20 protein-coding genes are annotated in these 18,789 nt (G+C 41.2%); 3 read left to right on the top strand and 17 right to left on the bottom strand.

Annotation, left to right across the window (positions count from 1 at the left end; all coding sequences use genetic code 11):
- The first annotated feature begins 123 nt into the window (after positions 1 to 123).
- From MFMK1_RS07600 to MFMK1_RS07590, 3 genes are all read left to right on the top strand, one after another.
- Positions 124 to 1,824, top strand: coding sequence for a LytS/YhcK type 5TM receptor domain-containing protein (locus tag MFMK1_RS07600; RefSeq protein ID WP_366924519.1), 1,701 nt, complete (start codon positions 124 to 126; stop codon positions 1,822 to 1,824).
- Positions 1,817 to 2,566, top strand: coding sequence for a LytR/AlgR family response regulator transcription factor (locus MFMK1_RS07595; protein WP_366924518.1), 750 nt, complete (start codon positions 1,817 to 1,819; stop codon positions 2,564 to 2,566). Before MFMK1_RS07600 ends, MFMK1_RS07595 begins: the two co-directional genes overlap by 8 nt.
- Positions 2,567 to 2,695: 129 nt before the next feature.
- Positions 2,696 to 4,126, top strand: coding sequence for a carbon starvation CstA family protein (locus MFMK1_RS07590; RefSeq protein WP_366924517.1), 1,431 nt, complete (start codon positions 2,696 to 2,698; stop codon positions 4,124 to 4,126).
- A gap of 367 nt (positions 4,127 to 4,493) precedes the next feature.
- On the opposite strand, the gene MFMK1_RS07585 is transcribed toward MFMK1_RS07590, so the two are convergent.
- The 17 genes from MFMK1_RS07585 to MFMK1_RS07505 form a co-directional block, all read right to left on the bottom strand.
- The gene (locus MFMK1_RS07585; RefSeq protein ID WP_366924516.1) at positions 4,494 to 5,726 is read right to left on the bottom strand and encodes a serpin family protein; all 1,233 of its coding nucleotides are present in this window, start codon (positions 5,724 to 5,726) and stop codon (positions 4,494 to 4,496) included.
- Positions 5,727 to 5,925: 199 nt separating this feature from the next.
- On the bottom strand, positions 5,926 to 6,105 hold the full coding sequence (locus MFMK1_RS07580; protein WP_366924515.1) for an H-type small acid-soluble spore protein: 180 nt from the start codon (positions 6,103 to 6,105) through the stop codon (positions 5,926 to 5,928).
- A gap of 118 nt (positions 6,106 to 6,223) precedes the next feature.
- A complete protein-coding gene (locus tag MFMK1_RS07575; RefSeq protein WP_366924514.1) occupies positions 6,224 to 6,883 on the bottom strand; it encodes a hypothetical protein in 660 nt (219 codons plus the stop codon).
- A 33-nt stretch (positions 6,884 to 6,916) separates the two neighbouring features.
- Positions 6,917 to 7,294, bottom strand: a complete 378-nt coding sequence (locus tag MFMK1_RS07570; protein WP_366924513.1) for a hypothetical protein — start codon at positions 7,292 to 7,294, stop codon at positions 6,917 to 6,919.
- A 114-nt stretch (positions 7,295 to 7,408) separates the two neighbouring features.
- On the bottom strand, positions 7,409 to 8,290 hold the full coding sequence (locus tag MFMK1_RS07565) for a nitroreductase family protein (RefSeq protein ID WP_366924512.1): 882 nt from the start codon (positions 8,288 to 8,290) through the stop codon (positions 7,409 to 7,411).
- A gap of 86 nt (positions 8,291 to 8,376) precedes the next feature.
- Positions 8,377 to 8,745, bottom strand: coding sequence for a hypothetical protein (locus MFMK1_RS07560; RefSeq protein ID WP_366924511.1), 369 nt, complete (start codon positions 8,743 to 8,745; stop codon positions 8,377 to 8,379).
- Positions 8,746 to 8,845: 100 nt separating this feature from the next.
- Complete coding sequence (locus MFMK1_RS07555; RefSeq protein WP_366924510.1) at positions 8,846 to 9,628, bottom strand: RNA polymerase sigma factor; 783 nt, start codon at positions 9,626 to 9,628, stop codon at positions 8,846 to 8,848.
- A 209-nt stretch (positions 9,629 to 9,837) separates the two neighbouring features.
- Positions 9,838 to 10,413, bottom strand: coding sequence for a LysM peptidoglycan-binding domain-containing protein (locus tag MFMK1_RS07550; protein ID WP_366924509.1), 576 nt, complete (start codon positions 10,411 to 10,413; stop codon positions 9,838 to 9,840).
- A gap of 180 nt (positions 10,414 to 10,593) precedes the next feature.
- The gene (locus MFMK1_RS07545; protein ID WP_366924508.1) at positions 10,594 to 11,379 is read right to left on the bottom strand and encodes a pentapeptide repeat-containing protein; all 786 of its coding nucleotides are present in this window, start codon (positions 11,377 to 11,379) and stop codon (positions 10,594 to 10,596) included.
- A gap of 18 nt (positions 11,380 to 11,397) precedes the next feature.
- Positions 11,398 to 11,727, bottom strand: coding sequence for a PadR family transcriptional regulator (locus MFMK1_RS07540; RefSeq protein WP_366924507.1), 330 nt, complete (start codon positions 11,725 to 11,727; stop codon positions 11,398 to 11,400).
- A 170-nt stretch (positions 11,728 to 11,897) separates the two neighbouring features.
- Entirely contained in the window at positions 11,898 to 12,590 is a 693-nt protein-coding gene (locus tag MFMK1_RS07535) for a geranylgeranylglyceryl/heptaprenylglyceryl phosphate synthase (protein ID WP_366924506.1), read from the bottom strand.
- Positions 12,591 to 12,689: 99 nt separating this feature from the next.
- The gene (locus MFMK1_RS07530) at positions 12,690 to 13,583 is read right to left on the bottom strand and encodes a hypothetical protein (RefSeq protein WP_366924505.1); all 894 of its coding nucleotides are present in this window, start codon (positions 13,581 to 13,583) and stop codon (positions 12,690 to 12,692) included.
- A gap of 54 nt (positions 13,584 to 13,637) precedes the next feature.
- Positions 13,638 to 14,141 carry a flavodoxin domain-containing protein gene (locus MFMK1_RS07525; RefSeq protein ID WP_366924504.1) on the bottom strand — a complete coding sequence of 168 codons (504 nt, stop codon included), beginning with the start codon at positions 14,139 to 14,141 and terminating at the stop codon, positions 13,638 to 13,640.
- 39 nt (positions 14,142 to 14,180) lie between these two features.
- Positions 14,181 to 14,795 (bottom strand): TetR/AcrR family transcriptional regulator, encoded by a 615-nt coding sequence (locus MFMK1_RS07520; RefSeq protein ID WP_366924503.1) that lies wholly within the window; start codon positions 14,793 to 14,795, stop codon positions 14,181 to 14,183.
- Between the two features lie 1,083 nt (positions 14,796 to 15,878).
- Positions 15,879 to 16,619 (bottom strand): 3-oxoacyl-ACP reductase FabG, encoded by a 741-nt coding sequence (gene fabG / locus MFMK1_RS07515; RefSeq protein ID WP_366924502.1) that lies wholly within the window; start codon positions 16,617 to 16,619, stop codon positions 15,879 to 15,881.
- Positions 16,620 to 16,680: 61 nt separating this feature from the next.
- Positions 16,681 to 17,070: a cobalamin B12-binding domain-containing protein gene (locus MFMK1_RS07510; protein ID WP_366924501.1), complete on the bottom strand. Its 390-nt coding sequence runs from the start codon at positions 17,068 to 17,070 to the stop codon at positions 16,681 to 16,683.
- A 26-nt stretch (positions 17,071 to 17,096) separates the two neighbouring features.
- Positions 17,097 to 18,788, bottom strand: a complete 1,692-nt coding sequence (locus MFMK1_RS07505; protein WP_366924500.1) for an acyl-CoA mutase large subunit family protein — start codon at positions 18,786 to 18,788, stop codon at positions 17,097 to 17,099.
- Position 18,789: the final 1 nt, after the last annotated feature.

Genomic DNA, 18,789 nt, shown 5'->3' with positions numbered 1-18,789 from the left:
CCTAGTGGTTCTGCATAACCTTTTTGACTTCCCTGTTTTTTCCTGGAACAGCTGCCAGCAATCTTTGCTACAACTATTAATCTATTTATGTTACCATATTTGTCAGAAAGGCAGGTGTCTATCATGGCTTCCATATTTGAAACCCTTCTCAGTCGACTGGGATTTATCATTCTACTAGCATATCTCTTAAGCAGAATGGCACCTTTTAAACGACTGTTTATAAAACAAAGCATTGAGAAACGCGAAAAATTTCTACTCGCTTTAGTTTTTGGACTTATTGGCATATTAGGCACTTATTCAGGCATACCCGTAAAGGGGGCCATAGCAAATTCAAGAGTAATTGGTCCGCTAGTTGGCGGTCTCCTGGGAGGGCCTGTGGTAGGTTTGATAGCCGGTACGATAGCGGGCCTGCACCGTTGGGCTATAGATATTAACGGTTTTACTGCCCTAGCTTGTGCCGTATCAACCATTGTTGCGGGTGTCATGGGCGGGGTACTGCACAAATATGTAATGGCCAAAAAAAATAAGTGGCTGCCGACTTTCTTTATTGGAATGACTGCCGAAATAATACAAATGATTATCATCCTATTGATTGCCAAACCTTTAGATAGCGCAGTAGCCTTGGTCAACGTTATCTGGCTGCCCATGATACTGGTCAACAGCATGGGGGCCGCAGCCATGATGGGTATCATACAGAATATTTTCTGGGAAAAAGCCCGGGCTGGCGCTTACCAGGCACAACTGGCATTAACCATAGCGAATCAAACTCTACCAATTCTTAGAAAAGGTCTAAATACAGTCACTGCCCGGGAGGCATGTGGAATTATCTATAGCCATATTGACACCGCAGCGGTAGCAATCACAAATAAAGACAAAATATTGGCGCATGTCGGACTAGGTCAGGACCACCATAAACCCGGTCTTTCCTACCTGACCGAAGGAACAAAAAAAGTAATTACCACTGGACAGTATCATATTGCCCAAAGAAAAGACTCTATCCAGTGCAGTACCCAGGGCTGCCGCCTGGCTTCTGCCATTATCGTTCCTTTGAAAGAGAACGATGAGGTAATCGGCTGCCTGAAAATTTACCAAAACAGAGAAAACGGTATAACCTCTATTGAAACTCAGTTGGCTCTCGGCCTAGCGCAGATGTTTTCCACCCAGCTGGAATTAGCAAAAGTGGAATACCAGGCCAAGCTGCTAGACCAAGCCGAGCTGAGAGCTTTACAAGCGCAGGTTAATCCTCATTTTCTATTTAACGCGCTGAATACAGTTAGATCCCTGGTACGTACCAACCCGGAGAAATCCAGGGACCTATTGGCACATTTGGCAGACTATTTCCGGACAAATCTACAGTCATGTAAAGAAATGGTATCAATAGCCAGGGAGGTACAGCACGTCAAGTCATATCTGGCAATCGAACAGGCGCGCTTTGAAGAACATTTACAGGTCCACTGGAATATTGACGAAACTGTCAAGCGAAAACTTCCTCCCTTTACGCTGCAGCCCATAGTAGAAAATGCTGTCAAACACGGTCTCTACCCAAAAAACGCACCAGGAAACATTTATATCAGTTTGGAGCAGACTAAACACAAAATCATATTGATAGTTGAAGATGACGGTGTAGGGATGAACCCCAACGATATCAAACTTTACCTCAGTCCCAACGACTCCGCTGATCACATCGGCATCAGCAATGTAAACAATAGACTCAAGTCTCATTTTGGCAGCAGCTTTGGCTTGGCTATCAGCAGCAGGAAAAACGAAGGCACTAAAGTAAGAATTGTACTGCCTGCTGAAAAAGGAGGTAAAATTAATGCATAAAGTACTGGTAGTGGACGATGAGAAACCAGCCCGTGAAGAAATAGTCTATCTCCTGGACATGCTAGAAGATTTTCAGGTTGTGGGTGAAACCAGTACGGGGGCAGAGACTATTAGAAAAGTGCTTGACCTCTCCCCAGACCTGGTGTTTTTAGATATAAAAATGCCTGATATGGATGGCTTTACTGTGGCCAGAGAACTGATTAAGCTACCCACTCCCCCCCAAATAGTATTTGTCACAGCTTATGATCAGTACGCCGTTAAAGCATTTGAAATTAATGCCGTGGACTATCTGCTTAAACCGGTAACCAAAAACCGGCTGAGCAATACTCTATCCCGCTTCCTGCAGCAGGATAGCAGCCAGATGAAACGGCTAATAAGCCTTTTGAACCAGCAGGCACCCAAAAAACAGCTTCACCGTGTCGCCGTCAATAAAAATGACAAAGTAATCATCATTCCACCTGAGGATATTACCTTTGTGGAAACAGAAGGAAAAAGTACCGTTGTCCATACTGAACAAAAGAAACAATATCATTCCCGCTATAATTTATCAGAATTAGAATACCGGCTTAAAGATTTATCCTTTTTTAGGATACACCGCAGTTACCTGATAAACCTGGAAAAGATCACAGAAGTGATACCCTGGTTTCATAACACCTACCAGGTAAGAATAGCCGGCCACGACCAGCCCATCCCCGTCAGTCGAAAGCAGATCAAAGAATTCAAAAAAATATTAAATATTTAGTGATGTTTATGCAAATAATCAGGCAGTTCATACCTGATTATTTGCATTTTAGACCAAATATGCAGCCTCCCCCTCTATCTTATGATGTAATTAATAGTGACCAAATAATATTTAGGAGGAGGCAATAATATGATCACTTTTTTCCTGTCTCTCGTCATACTCGTAGCAGGTTATGTTTTTTACGGAAAATTCGTTGAAGGTGTTTTAGGTGTGGATCCTAGTGCCCAAACTCCCGCGGTTGCTTCCGCTGACGGCATTGACTATGTGCCTATGAGCTGGCCGAGAATATTTTTAATTCAGTTTCTTAACATTGCCGGTTTGGGACCCATCTACGGTGCAATAGCCGGTGCATTGTGGGGACCCGCAGCATTCTTGTGGATTGTTTTTGGCTCCATCTTTGCGGGGGCGGTACACGATTATTTCTCTGGCATGTTATCCATTAAACACAATGGGGCTAGCATCCCTGAACTAGTAGGCATCTACCTGGGAGGTACCGCAAAGCAGATCATGCGTGTTTTCACTGTGGTACTGCTGATACTGGTAGGGACTGTGTTTATGGTGGGACCGGCTGAGCTTCTTGCCGCCCTGACACCAAACAGCCTCACTGTAACTTGGTGGCTGGCTGCCATTATTCTCTACTACTTCCTGGCAACTATTTTACCGGTGGATAAAATAATCGGCAGGTTCTACCCCCTCTTTGGTGCTGCATTGCTGATTATGGCAGTAGGAATAACCGGCGGCCTAGTTTTCGGCGGATATCAAATACCCGAACTGGCATTGACTAACCTTCACCCCAAAGGGCTGCCCCTCTGGCCGCTCTTGTTTATCACTATTTCCTGCGGTGCCATCAGTGGTTTCCATGCCACTCAATCACCGTTGATGGCCAGATGCGTACAAAACGAAACACAGGGCAGAAAGATATTCTATGGTTCAATGATTGCCGAAGGCATGATTGCTCTAATTTGGGCTGCTGCAGCCATGACTTTCTTTAATGGAACAGAAGGGCTGCAGACAGCCTTGGCTAACGGCGGTCCCGGAGCTGTAGTGCATATCATATCCACCACACTCCTTGGCAAAGTCGGCGGATTGCTGGCAGTGCTTGGTGTTATTGCCTGTCCCATCACTTCAGGTGACACCGCATTCAGAAGCGCGCGTTTGGCCATTGCCGATGCATTTAAATTCGAACAAAAACCGATTATTAAACGTCTCGCTCTAGCCTTACCTCTGATAGCCGTAGGCTTCCTGATCTCGCAGGTAGACTTTAGCATTATTTGGCGTTACTTTGCCTGGTCCAATCAAACTCTAGCCATGATGATGCTGTGGACCGCTTCTGCTTACCTGGCCCAAGAAGGTAAACTGCACTGGATTACCACAATTCCCGCGACCTTTATGTCGGCTGTAACCGTAACCTATATCCTACAGGCTCCTGAAGGTTTTCACCTGGCAACCAGTATTTCATATCCCTTAGGATTTGGTGTCGCAGCAGCAGCACTGGGTATTTTCCTTGTGAAATTCTCAAAGAAGTCCAATACTCATTCTAAAAAAACAATCGCAAAATAACCCATATTGAAGGAGCAGCCTGCGAATATCAGGCTGCTCCAATCACATCCAGCAAATGAAAATCAAAAAGATAACGTCATAACTTGCAAATCTAATTTCAAAATTGTACGATATTAATTACCAACTCCACCTTCGGCATCATCTTTTAATACAAAAACAATACTTTAATGTTTAGTCTTACTGTTATAAAAATATCAAGGTATGGATAACCCCCTACCTTGATATTTTTATATGAACTACTTTTGTAAGCCAAAATAAGAGCCGTACCTTATAAAATATACATACAGGACTAATCCAATTCGCTGATGGAACTCCCGTTCTAGCCTTTATTCCTTTTTGGAAGTTCTTATGGGATTATTTTAACTTCTTAGGGTTTCACATCATAAAGTTTCCCTAAAAATAGAATGGTTCCGGTCTCATCGTCTGCGATGATAAATAGAAAAGGACGGTTGGCAATGAATGTCAGCGGTTCGGCCGCTGCTGATTCTTTCATCTCCACCACGGTTGCCGCTGCGGCTTCACTGCCTTGTTCATTGACTTCGATTACCGCCTTGTGGAGCACCCTGCTGATACTAATACCATCGCGAATACCTGAAAAGTCGGCTGTAACTGAAAACGCTTCCCCCATTCCTAATCTCACCAAGCTGTCCTTCAGTTTTTTGATTCCATATTCCAATTTAAACCGCGGCAGCCGTAATTGAACCTCTTCTTTCTCTGAAATACTATCCCTGATAGCCTCCCAGCGGTTTAAATTCAGTTCAGCAATAAAATCGCTGATAGGTACATTTTCATCCGGCAGAATACTGTAAAAGGCCACGTTCCCGCTGCCATATGGGAGCCTGACTGCTTTGAAGTTATCTCCCTGTCCGTATTCCACTTTTCCGTTTTTGCTCATCATCATCACTTCACGGGTACTGCCGTCCCCTGCATGAAATTGTGCAGCGTAGGTATTATCCTTATCAAATTGCTCTGCCCAGTCCCCCTTAAAGTATATGGCATTAATCAGATACATCACGACATTTGCTGATATTGGCGGATCAATCATCTTTTCGATTTTCTCATTCGTAGCATCGGATATCCACTGATTAATTTCGCCTGCGGCAGTTTCTTTGGAAAAGTCCAGCTGTGTCACTGAAGCATCGAATATGTCCTTGTTTACAGCCAAAAACTCTTCATTAATATCCTCTCCAGCCCTAACCCACAACGAATTGCCGATATTCATTTCCACCTTTTTGTCCAACTGCTTCAAGTACCGAATCAAGTTCTTGTAGCTTTCATTGAGTTGTCCGTCTTCAATACCCGTATAGCCTAAAGTCTTTGCCATCGCTTCCTTAGTTGTCGTTTCCGCTCCCTGGTAAGTCATTGTTAGTGCCGTTGAAATGCTTAGTGGCGATGTGAAGATACTCTGATCCCTGTCCTCCTTATCCAACTGCTTGAAAATGTTAAAAGCAAATTGGGAGTTTCCGCTAACAGTCTCCACGCTGATCTTAGCTTTATCAAAGGCTCCATTTTGACCGAATGGCGAAAACTCACCGGAACACCCAGCGAACAAGCCCACTGCCAGTAAAACACAAAGTATTAAAAACAACCGGCTTTTCATGTAAACATCTCCCATTAAAAGCTTGATATCTCTTTAGACGCAAAGGCGCATCTGCAAGTTCCAGGAGAAGACTAAAAAACAGTATTCCGGGCCCTTAAGCCCTTTTATAAGGTATTTCTCATACGGGAAAAGAATTAAAGACCCGGGGTAATTCTCCCGGGTCTTTAATTCCTACTTGGTCTAGCCATTAACGATAATTCTAGTGCTCCTTTAGATTATTCAAGGAGACCTCTTGTTCTTTATCAGGCTGATTAAGGGGATAAATTCTGGCTGTGTTTTCTTGGTCGTTCACCTGTTCAATATAGACGGCCTCTCCATCGAGAGTTACATTTGCCATAATCGGTGAAGTGACAATTTCCTTAGCCCGTTGCGTATCCATCTTATAAATACCTCCTAAAATATTTACGCATAGCATTTACGAAAACGCAGCTTAATATTCTTTATGTTTTTTAGATGCTTACCATAATGGATGTGCTTAGCAAAAAAAACGCCTGTTACTATATTCTTTGGCGGTTGAACCAGACTGCTATCAGGATGAATACCAGAGGAGCCCCGATAACCCATACCATGCTAGTCGCGATGAAGATGCCAGTGTTCATATCAAACATAGAATAGCCTACCTGGCCGATGGCAGTTACCACTTGTACTAGTAACAGGCCCTTAATCCATCGCTCATTTCTTCCCTTTGAAAATACAAATCCTAGAAAATACATAGATAAAGCCATATAAACATAAGAGTTCGCCAGGGCATTGAAAATTGAGTTTAAATTATCCGGAATCAACATTTCAATACCGTGTGTTTCCCCTGCCGCAAGGCTTAGGCGTACAGCCACTGCCTGAATGTTATAATTGATACTCGCCATCACCGAATATAGAATTCCGATAGATAAAGCAATCAAACTCCAAATTTTCTTCTCTTCTGAAACCACCCTATGGATACATGCCAAAAGAATGATATAAGTTAGAGCCAATAATAATGAGGGATAAACATAGGCCAACCTCACCACACGAAATGCATCGGCATATGCCTGCAGGTCTTTCCAGTTTGGTACAGCCTGAAATGCATCTCGCAAATTATAGGTAATAAACCATATAATACTAAAGAGTGCTGACAAAACTGATGCCCAAAATCCCAATTTTACTTCTGTGGTATTCATATAAAAACCTCCCATATTTATTTCACATGCACACTAAACTGCCACTATTAGAATTAATAAATTGAGCGCGATTCCAATAATAAACCAGGGGAGCCAAAAAACTGTAATTAGAACCAATGAGACGCTTGCGCCGGCTAAAAGTAACGTATTAAATGCGCGGTAGGGTACAAGCAAACCCATAAAACTCATTCCACTAAGGATAAATAACACTGCTGAAACTGCTGATAATCCATAAATCGCAAATTTCACTCCCATCCCTGTCCCAAAAAGCCAGGATTCCGCCCAAAAACTCCCCACTGGGGCGCCTTCGACTTTGTCGCTGGGTACCAGGGCCATAATCGGAAGTACAAGACCATGCAAAATCAAAAAGTCCCCAATAAGTATTCGAAAAATAACGCTCATCTCGTTCATTTCTATTTCCTCCCTAAGCGAACTCTTAAATAATATTGTTCTAACCTTTACTTCCATTTCCAGTTTTCAAACCACCGGCTAATTTGTTTGTTAATATCTTAAACGTCTAAGATGTCAAAGGCATTTAATTTCCTTTCTAAACCTTGGTGCGGGTCTAAGATAGTTCACCAAGGGGTATCCAAGTAAAAGGACTGCGTTGATGTTATCTTCCTTTGACAAATTTAATATTTTTTTGCATTGGCTGCTGGAGTTAATAGCCTTTTGAGCAAGCGTTACAAAGCAAGTACCTAACCCAAGGGCCTGTGCCATTAAGGTCATATTGTAACCGGCAAGGATGCTGTCTTCTTTTGGAGTAGGCACCTCTTCCTTGGAATGGATAATTATAATAACCGGTGCACCATAGAACAAAGGATCTTCCCCTGTGCTAATTCTATTAAATAGATCTTTCATTCGGTTGCGGTAGGCAGGATCTTTTAGAAACCCCCGGGTAGAGGCGTTTGTAAATAGGGCCGCTATGTTTCTTAGCAAAGCATTATTTATGATAGTATTTTTTCTTGCATAAAAGGCGGCCAATTCCTTTTTTAGTGCTTTCTTTACTTGTTCACTCTTAATTACCGTAAACTCATAAGAATGGCTGTTACCACCTGAGGGAATGTAACTAGCCGCGCTAACAAGTTTTTCTAGGGTTCTTTCATCAACCATCTTCTTCTCATATTTCCTATGGCTTCGTCTAAAAGAAAAGAATTGCATCAAGTTATCCTCATCGATGGAAGTCAGCAGTTGGTTATCAAAATCAGGTGCAATATCTGTATCTGTATCCTTAACTTTAATTGCCTCATTAGGACAAACAGTTAAGCAATGGTAGCATTTACTGCAGGCCGGATTTTGAGGATTAACATGATTCTGGTGAGGAATTTTGACGTGTCGTACACATTCCTTCACACACAGTCCACAACAAGTACAAAGTTTCTCGTCAATTATAAAGTTTTTACTCATTTAAATAACACCCTTTCTTTTCTTTTCTATCTACTTAGAGTAATAAAAAGTAACGAGGTTATGGCTAATCACCCAAAAAACACAGTCTACTTAATAACATAAAGCTGGATTCGTGCCAGAATAACCTTCAGAAGTATAATAACTGCTATTGCGATAAATGCTTGGCGCTCACCATGCAGAAAAGGGATAGTTTTATTGAAAAAACTCAATGCCCCAATTACTAGAGCTAGTACTCCCAAAAAACTTCCAACCAGTGTAATCGGGCTGAACGTGGATTTTGCCAGAATGTATCCCATGGCCCCAAAGGTACACATGAACAAACCTAAAACCAAAAGTATAATTGTAGCATTCCAATATTCAGATATAAAAGGAATACTGGTACCGGAAAAAACCAATGCCAGCAGCATCAACGCAAATATTCCACTAATGATTAATCCTTGAAGTGAATTGTACATAATACATCTCCTTTAATAAAAAATTAAAACCTTTCGCTTTCTCTACTTATTTAGAGAAAAAAACGAAAGGCAGGTTACGGCTTTTTTGTAGTTTTTTATCCTAAGCTTGAAAAACATAATTCTTTATCAGTTCCACACTTGGTTTCTGGTGTGGAATTTGTACTTGTTTATAAATTTGTTCCAGTTTCTGACACTCCTGTTCAGAAGTGTTTGCATTTTCATTATCAGAATTACAGTCTTTCATCCCCTCAAAAACCCTTTTAAGCGCTTCGGTATCCTGAGTTAAAATATAACCAGCTTTTTCCCGACAACAGGAGCTTGGTTCTCCTTGTATGTACCACTGGCATTTGTTTTGGAAATGGCTCAGAAGACTTATTCTGGCCCTGTGCAGTCTTGCCTTGATAACATTCTCCGATATTCCTAATGTATCGGAAATCTCCTGATATGAAAGGTCCAGAACTACCCTCATTACAAAAACAATTCTTTGCTTCTCCGGAAGCTTACGCATCACTATTTGCTGACATTCATTTCTAATAACTTTGGTTATTTCGTTAATTAATACTGCTTCCTCCGGATTACTGTTGTTAGCCTGTTGTGGAAAAGGTATCTTATCCCGGTATAGGTCGATTTTCTCTTCTAAGTTCTCAACATAGGCTTTATCATTTTGTTTCTTTAACTGGAAACATATATTTACTGTAATCCTATATATCCATGTATAGATACTGCTATCACCTCGAAAATCATCCAGATGCTTATAGACCTGAAGAAATGTTTCTTGGACAGCGTCTTCAGCATCTTGTCTACTGCCTGTAATGTGGTAAGCAAGGTTATATACTTTTTTATTATATTTCTCTATTAAGTTGGAAAAACAAGGTGAGTCCATATGTACACCCCAATCTTTCTTATGGTCCGGGAGTAAATATCAATTCTTCTACTTATGTATGTTATCATAAAAAACCTTATATTCCCAAAAATATGTCCTAATGAAATTTTGTTTTGTTACATGGTCATTTGTTTTTTAAAGGCTTAGACTCAAAAAAGTTAATAATTTAGCGTTTAATGTAAAAACCGTGGACGAGTCCACGGTTTGTGCTATTCATTACGAATAACAAGAATTTCATCTGACTTTGCACAAACGCTATCGATGCATGCCACAACAAATACGCGTCCTAAAGTACCTCTAGGAACCTGCCAAAGTATCTCTGCAACACCGGTAACTGCACTGGGACAGTCAATCCCGATTAGACTGGCTGCTTCACAAGTTTCTGTGCCGGTAGGTTCCAGAAAGAAAAACGCTCGTGAAACCGGACGAGTAAACGTTGCTCGTACGATTACTCTGTCAATAAGTTGAACTGCATTATCCACCATGGGGAGCTGTTGACCTGTTTCCGTTAAAAATCTAAGTGATAGGACGCGTAGCTGCTCACTTGGCTCGGGTGTAACTGTAGGGATGCAGATTACCTGGCCGATAAAGATAATATTTGGATTTACAATCTGTGGGTTTGCAGCGCGAATCTGCTGGAGCGTTACTCCAAATCTACGAGCAATTAAGAAGAGTGTATCCCCGGCCCGTACAGTGTATAACTGGCCTTCACAACTTTCTGGTGGGCTTGGAATAATATCCCCCTGCATAGGAACCATGGCGTGTGTATATCTTTTTTTACTCAAAACGTAAAGCCTCCTTACAAAACATTGTTGATACATCCTATGCATAAAAAGGGCCCCATGGAATTAATTTTTAAAATAATACCGCACAGGTTAAAAAGATTACTATTTGCGGCGGAATCTTCAACTTCTGTATTCGATGCCACTTAGGGAAATCGCTATATCTGTTTTCATCATAATTACCTAAATGACCATGACATTCGTCAGGTTCGCATTACTGCCTTTCAAAAGGGCGTAAGTCAGTTTATCCATTGTGGCACCGTCAAAGACAGTTTTTTTTACATCTGTCTTAAAAATAACGTCTCTTAATATGGCATTTTTGAAAGACGTTCCTGCTAGGCCCGTATTTTTAAAAACTGTACCAATAAGCGTTTGATCGTCGAAACATACCCCGGACAAATCTGAACTATTGAAAACTGTGTTATTCAAAACACAGTTTTTAAAACTTGCATCTTTCAATGCGGACGCAATTATTTTTGCTCCAGTAAGGTCAGCACCGTCAAATATAGCGTTTCTTAAATCACTGTATTTAAAGGAGCTGTTTGTTAAATCTGAGCCGCTGAAGTCTGACCCATTTAAGGAACTGCAGTTAAACTTCCCATCCTGTACTTTTACCCCTTTTAAATCGGAACCTTGAAGGTTGCTCATAGACATATCCCTTTTCACCGTCTGCCGCAGCCCTTTTATCTTATCGGTAATGCTTTCCCTAATTGTACCTTTATCGGACTTCTTCTCGCTTGGTCCGGCATCCCTTGTCTTATCGATGATGCTTTCTAAGATCTCGTCAATATCCCCAATAGAATCGATGGTCATACTATATGCAGCTTCATCATCATAGCCCTGGTTTCTAAAATCATTCAACCTTTCCTGTAAATCAACATATAGCTCTTCTTTCAGTTCCTTAACTGCATATAAGTCTTTATAGGGTGCAAATACCCCATCTAAATATTTCATTAATTTCTCTTGCATTTTATCTCCACCTTTCGTTTATAGCAATTGATCTAAGACACGCTTGGCATTTTCCCAATTCCGTTTGTTTTCAGAATAAATCTTTTTTCCTCTTTCTGTAATCTTATAGTACTTTCTTCTCCCGCCCTGGCTCTCATCACCCCAATATGAAGTTACATTACCGTCCTTCTCCATTCTCTTTAGGCTCGAAAACATTGTGGATTCTTTCAGTTCATACTCGCCCCTGGAGTTTAAAAGTATTAATTTCGTTATTTCATAGCCATATTTATCTCCACTCAATAACAGCTTAAGGATAATTGTATCGGTGTGCCCTCTAAGTAAATCGGAGGGAATTTTATTATCGACCATAGTATCACCTCCATAACTATAATATACATTAAATTACCACGACTGTCAATGTATATTTATAAGCGTTGTATTATTGTTATCGTTATACAACTATAAGGTCATAACTAAACCCCAATCAGATCGTGACCGGGGCCCTTCAATAATTAGAAATATTTAAGTTTTTTACACCTTCATCTGTTGTACAAACAGTTTACTATCTTCATCAATTCTTTCGCATCATCATAAATCAAATTACCTATCACTATGGTATCCACTAGGCTGAGCATCCCCTCAGCCTGTTCTAAGGTAGCTATTCCCCCGCCATATATTAAATGGATGCTTTCTCTGGCATCAGCACATGCCTGTACCAAATTTGTGTCACCGTATGTGCCACTATATTCGATGTAAAAATTGGGTAAATTATAGACTTCTTCGGCTAGTCGGACATACACCGCGGCATCTTCAGAATCTTGACACACTGCCCCAGTTTTCTTAGATACTGCCGAATGGGGATTACATACTAAGTAACCCTCTACCGTTATGTTGTCCCAAGGTATAAAATCCCCGTACTTCTTAATGGCAGCCAAATGGGCATCTCGCAACCAATAAAGGTTAGTAGAATTTAAAATCAGAGGTAAGAGATAACCGTCTGCTTCAAAAATAATAGCATCCGGCGAGGACAGTTCCTGGAATACCCGGCCTTGATAGCCTAAACTTTTTATTAACTTAAAAAGCCGCCGGCTATTTTCCGCGGCAATATTTTGCGTACCGCCTATAACTATAGTATTAAGGGGAAGCTCGGCAATAACTTGCTCAGCTAATTGGGTTAACTGTTTATCCGGGTCTAACTTTACAATAACCTTCTCAGATTCAATATTACGCATGCTGTGCCCCCTCTTTTGCTCTTTCTATTATTCAACCACTGCAATGAATACTCAACGGTTCTATATATCTTGGTCCAGGCCAACCTTTGTTATAATGCTTCAAATGACAAGCGGTTTTTCAGCGCTGCCCGGCTTCCCGATTACATTTTTAATTAATAGAACCGAAAAGAATATTGAAATAAGCGCAAATGTTGGTATGATAAAAATTACTGGAATAATGTTATAGCCTGATATTCCCATAGCAATAACTTTGGCCGTCAAAGCAGTCATTAAGATTGATAAGAAAACAAAGTACACGGGACCAAGTAAGTAACCATACGTCTGCTTCTTTATTAAGAGGATACCCGAAATGATAGCTGCTGGTAATAATAGGCCTAAGTCCATGCCTTGAACAATAAGAGTTGTGTAGTGTTCTACTTGTTGCGGATAAATTTCTCCATTTATTAACGGCGGAACTACGATACTTAACCATAGAAAAGCTATTAGGAAAGACTGCGCTACTAAAAATACTCCTGCAGACTTTACTGGAGTATTCTCTTTAAATGATTCCGGCAAACTATCAACTTCGAAAGAAAACATAGCTAAAGTAAAGCCAAAAAATGAAGCACCCATTAAGAAAGCATAAGCCAAGAAAAGAGGGTTATACATAGCCATTACTAAATAAAAAAGGTAAGTTACAAGAAAATACCCCAACACTCCTGTTAAAAGAAATTTCCCTTTAACAGAACCCTTTCGTACTAGAAAAAGTGCTGCTATCAGCAAAGGTATCCCTATAAATAAAGTGACATAGTCTTGGGCAATGCCTTGCACGGCAACTTCTGACGACATGTGCTGGTATAACCCTCTGCCGTAAATAGTAACAGTTTCCCCACGAACAGACTGATATTCATAAGCTCCCGGCCCGTGGTTAGATAATATCCCACTTGTAGTGGCGATTAAGGATACTATTATAATACAAAAAACAAGGATACTAATGTTTTTTTGAAATTTCATAATATACTCCTTTCCCCCCTATTATGAACAAAATAACCCTTCAGTCAAGTTCTCTTAAGCATTATTCATTGCGGCTGCGAATCTAGTGATAGTTTGCTCCGATATAGTCGAAACATCTTTACTAGTGTCCAATGCAGGACGACTCTTGTCTGCTTTAGAGACCATCTTTACTATAAATTTCTCCGGGAGTTTCATCTTCTTAAATTGAAATTTTCCTCCCATGAATTCCTTGACTAAAGCCTTAGTTAACAGTTCGGAAGGATAAGAATTGTTTAGTTCCATTTCGGCCTGGTCCTCTAGCATACCACATACGAAGAGTCCAAGGTTTTTCTCTTTTAATACATTCAGGTTTGTCGAGCAAAAATCACTAACTTCTTTTCGAACCTTACCAGCATAAATTGAACCACCGACAATCACCTTGTCGTACTTTGAGAGATCTACAATCTTCGCCGTCTTCAAATCACATAAATCAACCTCCCCAGTCAGCTTTTCTGATAGCATTCTCGCACAGTTTTCTGTGCACCCGTACTTGCTGGCATAAGCCACTAATGTATTCATGCTGCACCTCCGTAATTAAAATACTTAAAACCAAATTTCTTATCTTTTTAAAATCCCGTTAAACAATACAGTAAAATGATGGTCTAACAGCCGATTTATTTGTTCTTGGGAAACGTCTTTCTCAATTATTACTTTTATGATTAAACCGAATATAGCAGTCCAAAGCACCTGTGCCGTAAGTTCAGGGTCATAACACGAATAACGGCCTTGGCCTATGCCCCTTCGAAGGTTTTCGCATAACATCTTCAAAGTTGGGCTCTTTTCCGGGACCCCTGGTTTCAGAAGGGCTGTCTTCTGCAGTACGGCGGCATCATCATTAAGCATAACAGCTTTATATTCTTCCGAGGAGTCTAGGGCTGCTTTTAATAAATTTGTAAATGCCTCCCTAATCTCTTTTTCAGGTTCATCCTCGTTTCTTGTAATTGAACTTACGGCAGCAAATATTCGTTTATATCCCTCGCTTACCAATGTTTCAATTATCTCGTTCTTGTTTTTAAAATAATGATAGATAATGGCGGGAGAGTAGTCTAGTTGATTAGTGATCTTACGTACTGACAGTCCCTGAAAACCTTCTTTAAAAACTATTTCCCGTGCTGCATCCAAAATTTCATTTTTTGTTGCTTCCCTTTGGCGTAATTGACGTTCTTTACCCAAGATAAACATCCTCCCTATTTGACTCTTATACTTGCTACAGTATCGAAACTGTCCTCCACCATCTTCGATGAGCAGTCAGCCCGAAAGCCATAAAAAAGTGCCCCTTTTTCATAGTTATGATTAAGCCCTATTTAGTTTAAAGCCTAGCTTAACACTGTTTAATTTATTTAACACTGTTTAATAATAAACAGTTACTAAGTTCTTGTCAAGCAAAACTGAGAAAACGTTTATTTGAGAACTCACCATACTGAGTGCAGATGGAAATATACTAGACAGGCAAATTACATAAGCTAAAAGACCGCCATCAACGTGGACCAGGTTTACAATTACGCTATCCATAGATATATTAAGACCCGAGGATAATCCTCGGGTCCTTTACTTACTTTAGAATTGTGATATTACCTAAAAGGGGAAGTGCTTTTGTTTCACCTTTGGCGGCATTAATTATTCCGATAATTGCCAAAATCAGGACCAAGAGATCACCCAACGGTAAAATTATAAACCAACCGATGACCGGTATAACAGTACCCAAAACATTTACTACTATTACTACACTTCAAAATATTCACCAACCAACACCATATTCCTTCCATTATTTTCTAAACATCAGTGTTAACGGGAAGGCAAAGCGGAAGTTGATCGGGATAAATGCTTACTCCGCGGTTATTGCAGTCCCGTGTGCCCTGAGTTTGCAATTAGACTTATATGAATTCGATTTATAGTCATGTGCGGTGAAAACCTTAAAGTCCTACGCATCGCGTAAAAATATAAAACTAATTAAACTTCAAGCTACGACCCCACAGGCAGTACGCCTAAGCAAAATTCCGTAACCTCCAACCCCGTCTTTCCTAAAGTATATTTTTCTAGCATGTCTTCTCCCCCAGTTTCTATATTTAATCTTAATTAATATATTATCATTTTACCTATCTTTCTACCACCACTATCACTGTTAATAAGGCTCCTCCTTGGCCCCAATTCATATTATCAAAAGTTCCGAAATTTTCACTAATGAAAACTTCGGAACTTTGTTGGTTTCGCACCCCAGAATAGCCTCTCTTTATTCATATCAAGCTTGCTCTTACTTCAGCCCATTACCAATCCTCCGTCAACACTAAGCACCGCCCCGTTTATGAAACTGGCATCATCGGACCCAAGGAATAAATATGCCGATGCAATGTCTTCCGGCCGACCAAGTTTCCTGAGAGGTGTTTTATTTTCCATTAAATCAAGTACCTTTTGCGGCACTTTAGCGGTCATATCTGTTACAATAAAACCCGGCGCTACCGCATTCACCCTTATCCCCTTTGGGCCTAATTCTTTCGCCCAACTTTTAGTAAGGCCGATTACGCCGGCTTTAGTGGCTGAGTAATTGGTCTGTCCTACATTACCGTACAATCCTACTACCGAGGAAGCATTAAGTATCACTCCCGACCCCTGCTCAATCATTAGCGGAGCAATTGCTCTGGTGCATTTAAAAACCCCGGTTAGATTAACGGCAATGACCTTCTCCCAGAAACTATCTTCCATTTTTGTGAGAAAGCCGTCAATGGTTATTCCAGCGTTGTTGATCAGTACGTCCACTTTACCATATGCGTCTTTAGTGAACTTAACCATTGCTTCAACATGCTGAGTAGTCGTAACATCAACCTGAATAAACTTGACATCTTCACCTGCTCCAAATTCCTCCAAAGCTGCCGCTCCTGCAGCTGCATCAAAATCCGCAATGACCACCTTGGCTCCTTCTTTTAAGAACTTTTCCGCCGTTTTTTTACCGATGCCCTTGGCGCCGCCAGTAATTAATACCACTTTCCCGTCCATTTTCATAGTCTTCCTCACTCCTCTTTTGGCATGGGGTTGCAAGTGCGCTTAGACACAGCCCATTTTACTATATAACCTTGCTTCTTATAAATGTAGAAATTGTATCAATTCTGCTTTCCGGGCCAAAAACCTCTGCAACGCCAGCTTCTTTGAGTTTAGGAATATCATCCGGAGGAATAACTCCCCCCATGAGAACTAATACATCATCTAATCCCTTTTCCTTGAGCAGCCTTACAACTTTTGGTCCCAGAATACTGTGATTGCCGCCCAAAGTACTTAAGCCCACTACATCGGCGCCTTCCTGGGATGCTGCCTCCACAATCTGTTCAGGAAACTGATTGCCCAAGTAGACAACTTCCATCCCCTCATCCCTTAGCATTCTGGAAACTACAACGGCACCACGCCAGTGGATATCCAACCCAAGTTTTGCCATGACAACTTTTATTCTCTTTTCCATGCTCTCTTCTCCCCCATTCTTATCGTTTAGGCCAACGGAAATTGCCAGAGGCCAAATTCTTCACGGAAGATCTCTTCAATTTCACCCAACGTAGCCAATGCTTCTACTGCATCCTTGACATATGGCATGATATTTTCATCCGAATGACATTTATCTCTTAAAATACCCAGGGCTTTATCCAATTTTCCCTGATCTCTTTTTTGGCGCAATTGAGCCAGTTTCTCCTTTTGTCTTCCTTCTGTCTCAGGATACCTAAAAACATCAATGTCAGTTTCTTTGTGCTCCATTGGGAAATAGTTGACCCCGACTATTTTATGTTCGCCGCTTTCAATCTTTTTCTGCTGCTTATATGCAAAGTCAGAAATCTCCCTGTGCAGCCAGCCGTTCTCAGTTACAGCAACCAAGCCTCCCTTGGCTTCAATTGTCGCAACGTATTCGCGGATTAGTTTCGCCATTTCCTGGGTTAGAGTTTCCACATAGTATGAACCAGCCAGTGGATCTACAGTATTTACCACATTTGTTTCAGTCTGTAAAATCTGTTGAGTTCGCAATGAAACCAAAGCAGCTTCTTCAGTTGGCGCGGAATATGCTTCATCAAAGGAATCAATGTGCAGGGATTGCGATCCTCCAAGGATTGCCGCCAATCCCTGAATTGCCGAGCGGGCAATATTATTAAGTGGTTCCACAGCGGTTAAAGTGATGCCGGCCGTTTGAACATGGAAACGCATCAATTGGGATTTGATATCCTTAGCATTAAACCTATCGCGCATTACTTCCTGAAATACAATCCTCGAAGCCCTGCATTTGGCAATTTCCTCAAAGAAGTCATTGCATAAATCCCAGAAGAAAGACATTCTTTTTGCAAAGTCATCAATTTTATTCCCTCTCCTAATTAATTCTTCTGCTGTCGCTATAGCATTTGCAATGGCAATGGCCACTTCCTGAACTGCGCTGGTACCTGCTTCTCGTAAGTTATAACCGTTATAACTGACAGGATTCCATCGGGGAAGATTTTTGCTGGCGTATTCAATGGCATCACATTGCAGCCTAAATGATGCCTTAGGAGGTAATATTTCTGGGGCACTGCCAATAGTGGTTTCCATCAAAAAATCGTTTTGGTTTGTCCCAGATAGTTTTTCCAGAGGTATGCCGCGCTTTTCTGCCATAACTGTGTACATTGCCATCAGCACCACCGTAGTACTGGGCATATGGGTAACCACCGACGAAGAAATCTCATCAATAGGCACCCCTTCAAACAGCGCTTCCATGTCCTCCAGGGAATCTATCGCCACGCCGCAGGCGCCGACATTACCTTCAGCCTCAGGATCATCAGAATTGTAGCCTCGAACTGTGGGCAAATCAAAGACTATATTAACACCAGTTGCACCGTTATCGAGCAGAAACTTAATGCGTATGTTGCAATCTTCAGGAGCGCCAAAACCTGAAAGCTGGCGGACCGTAAACAAACGTCCACGGTACATATTCGGGTATACACCACGTACGTATGGTGCCTCACCGGGAAAGCCAAGGTCTTGGAAATAATCTAACTCCTTGAGGTGTGCCGGTGTATATAAAATATCAATGGGTATACCGGATTCGGTATAATAATTTTCCTCTCCCGCTTTTCCCTTTAGAGTTTCTTTGTTCCAGCGGACTTTCTCAGCTTCAATTCTTTGAAGCATTTCTTGGTCAAACAGCTTTTTTTCTGAATTTGCCATG

The sequence above is a fragment of the Metallumcola ferriviriculae genome, from assembly GCF_035573695.1.
Classification (GTDB): Bacteria; Bacillota; JADQBR01; order JADQBR01; family JADQBR01; genus Metallumcola; species Metallumcola ferriviriculae.
The sequence above is the reverse complement of the archived record's forward strand: the minus strand, read 5'-3'. Positions and strand labels throughout refer to the sequence as shown.

Coding starts and splice junctions, on each gene's coding strand:
- MFMK1_RS07565 (WP_366924512.1), bottom strand. CDS start 8,290: ATGAGTAAAAACTTTATAATTGACGAGAAACTTTGTACTTGTTGTGGA.
- MFMK1_RS07535 (WP_366924506.1), bottom strand. CDS start 12,590: ATGCGTAATATTGAATCTGAGAAGGTTATTGTAAAGTTAGACCCGGAT.
- MFMK1_RS07580 (WP_366924515.1), bottom strand. CDS start 6,105: ATGGATACGCAACGGGCTAAGGAAATTGTCACTTCACCGATTATGGCA.
- MFMK1_RS07560 (WP_366924511.1), bottom strand. CDS start 8,745: ATGTACAATTCACTTCAAGGATTAATCATTAGTGGAATATTTGCGTTG.
- MFMK1_RS07595 (WP_366924518.1), top strand. CDS start 1,817: ATGCATAAAGTACTGGTAGTGGACGATGAGAAACCAGCCCGTGAAGAA.
- MFMK1_RS07530 (WP_366924505.1), bottom strand. CDS start 13,583: ATGAAATTTCAAAAAAACATTAGTATCCTTGTTTTTTGTATTATAATA.
- MFMK1_RS07575 (WP_366924514.1), bottom strand. CDS start 6,883: ATGAATACCACAGAAGTAAAATTGGGATTTTGGGCATCAGTTTTGTCA.
- MFMK1_RS07540 (WP_366924507.1), bottom strand. CDS start 11,727: ATGGTCGATAATAAAATTCCCTCCGATTTACTTAGAGGGCACACCGAT.
- MFMK1_RS07545 (WP_366924508.1), bottom strand. CDS start 11,379: ATGCAAGAGAAATTAATGAAATATTTAGATGGGGTATTTGCACCCTAT.
- MFMK1_RS07585 (WP_366924516.1), bottom strand. CDS start 5,726: ATGAAAAGCCGGTTGTTTTTAATACTTTGTGTTTTACTGGCAGTGGGC.
- MFMK1_RS07600 (WP_366924519.1), top strand. CDS start 124: ATGGCTTCCATATTTGAAACCCTTCTCAGTCGACTGGGATTTATCATT.
- MFMK1_RS07510 (WP_366924501.1), bottom strand. CDS start 17,070: ATGGAAAAGAGAATAAAAGTTGTCATGGCAAAACTTGGGTTGGATATC.
- MFMK1_RS07525 (WP_366924504.1), bottom strand. CDS start 14,141: ATGAATACATTAGTGGCTTATGCCAGCAAGTACGGGTGCACAGAAAAC.
- MFMK1_RS07590 (WP_366924517.1), top strand. CDS start 2,696: ATGATCACTTTTTTCCTGTCTCTCGTCATACTCGTAGCAGGTTATGTT.
- MFMK1_RS07505 (WP_366924500.1), bottom strand. CDS start 18,788: ATGGCAAATTCAGAAAAAAAGCTGTTTGACCAAGAAATGCTTCAAAGA.
- fabG (WP_366924502.1), bottom strand. CDS start 16,619: ATGAAAATGGACGGGAAAGTGGTATTAATTACTGGCGGCGCCAAGGGC.
- MFMK1_RS07555 (WP_366924510.1), bottom strand. CDS start 9,628: ATGGACTCACCTTGTTTTTCCAACTTAATAGAGAAATATAATAAAAAA.
- MFMK1_RS07570 (WP_366924513.1), bottom strand. CDS start 7,294: ATGAACGAGATGAGCGTTATTTTTCGAATACTTATTGGGGACTTTTTG.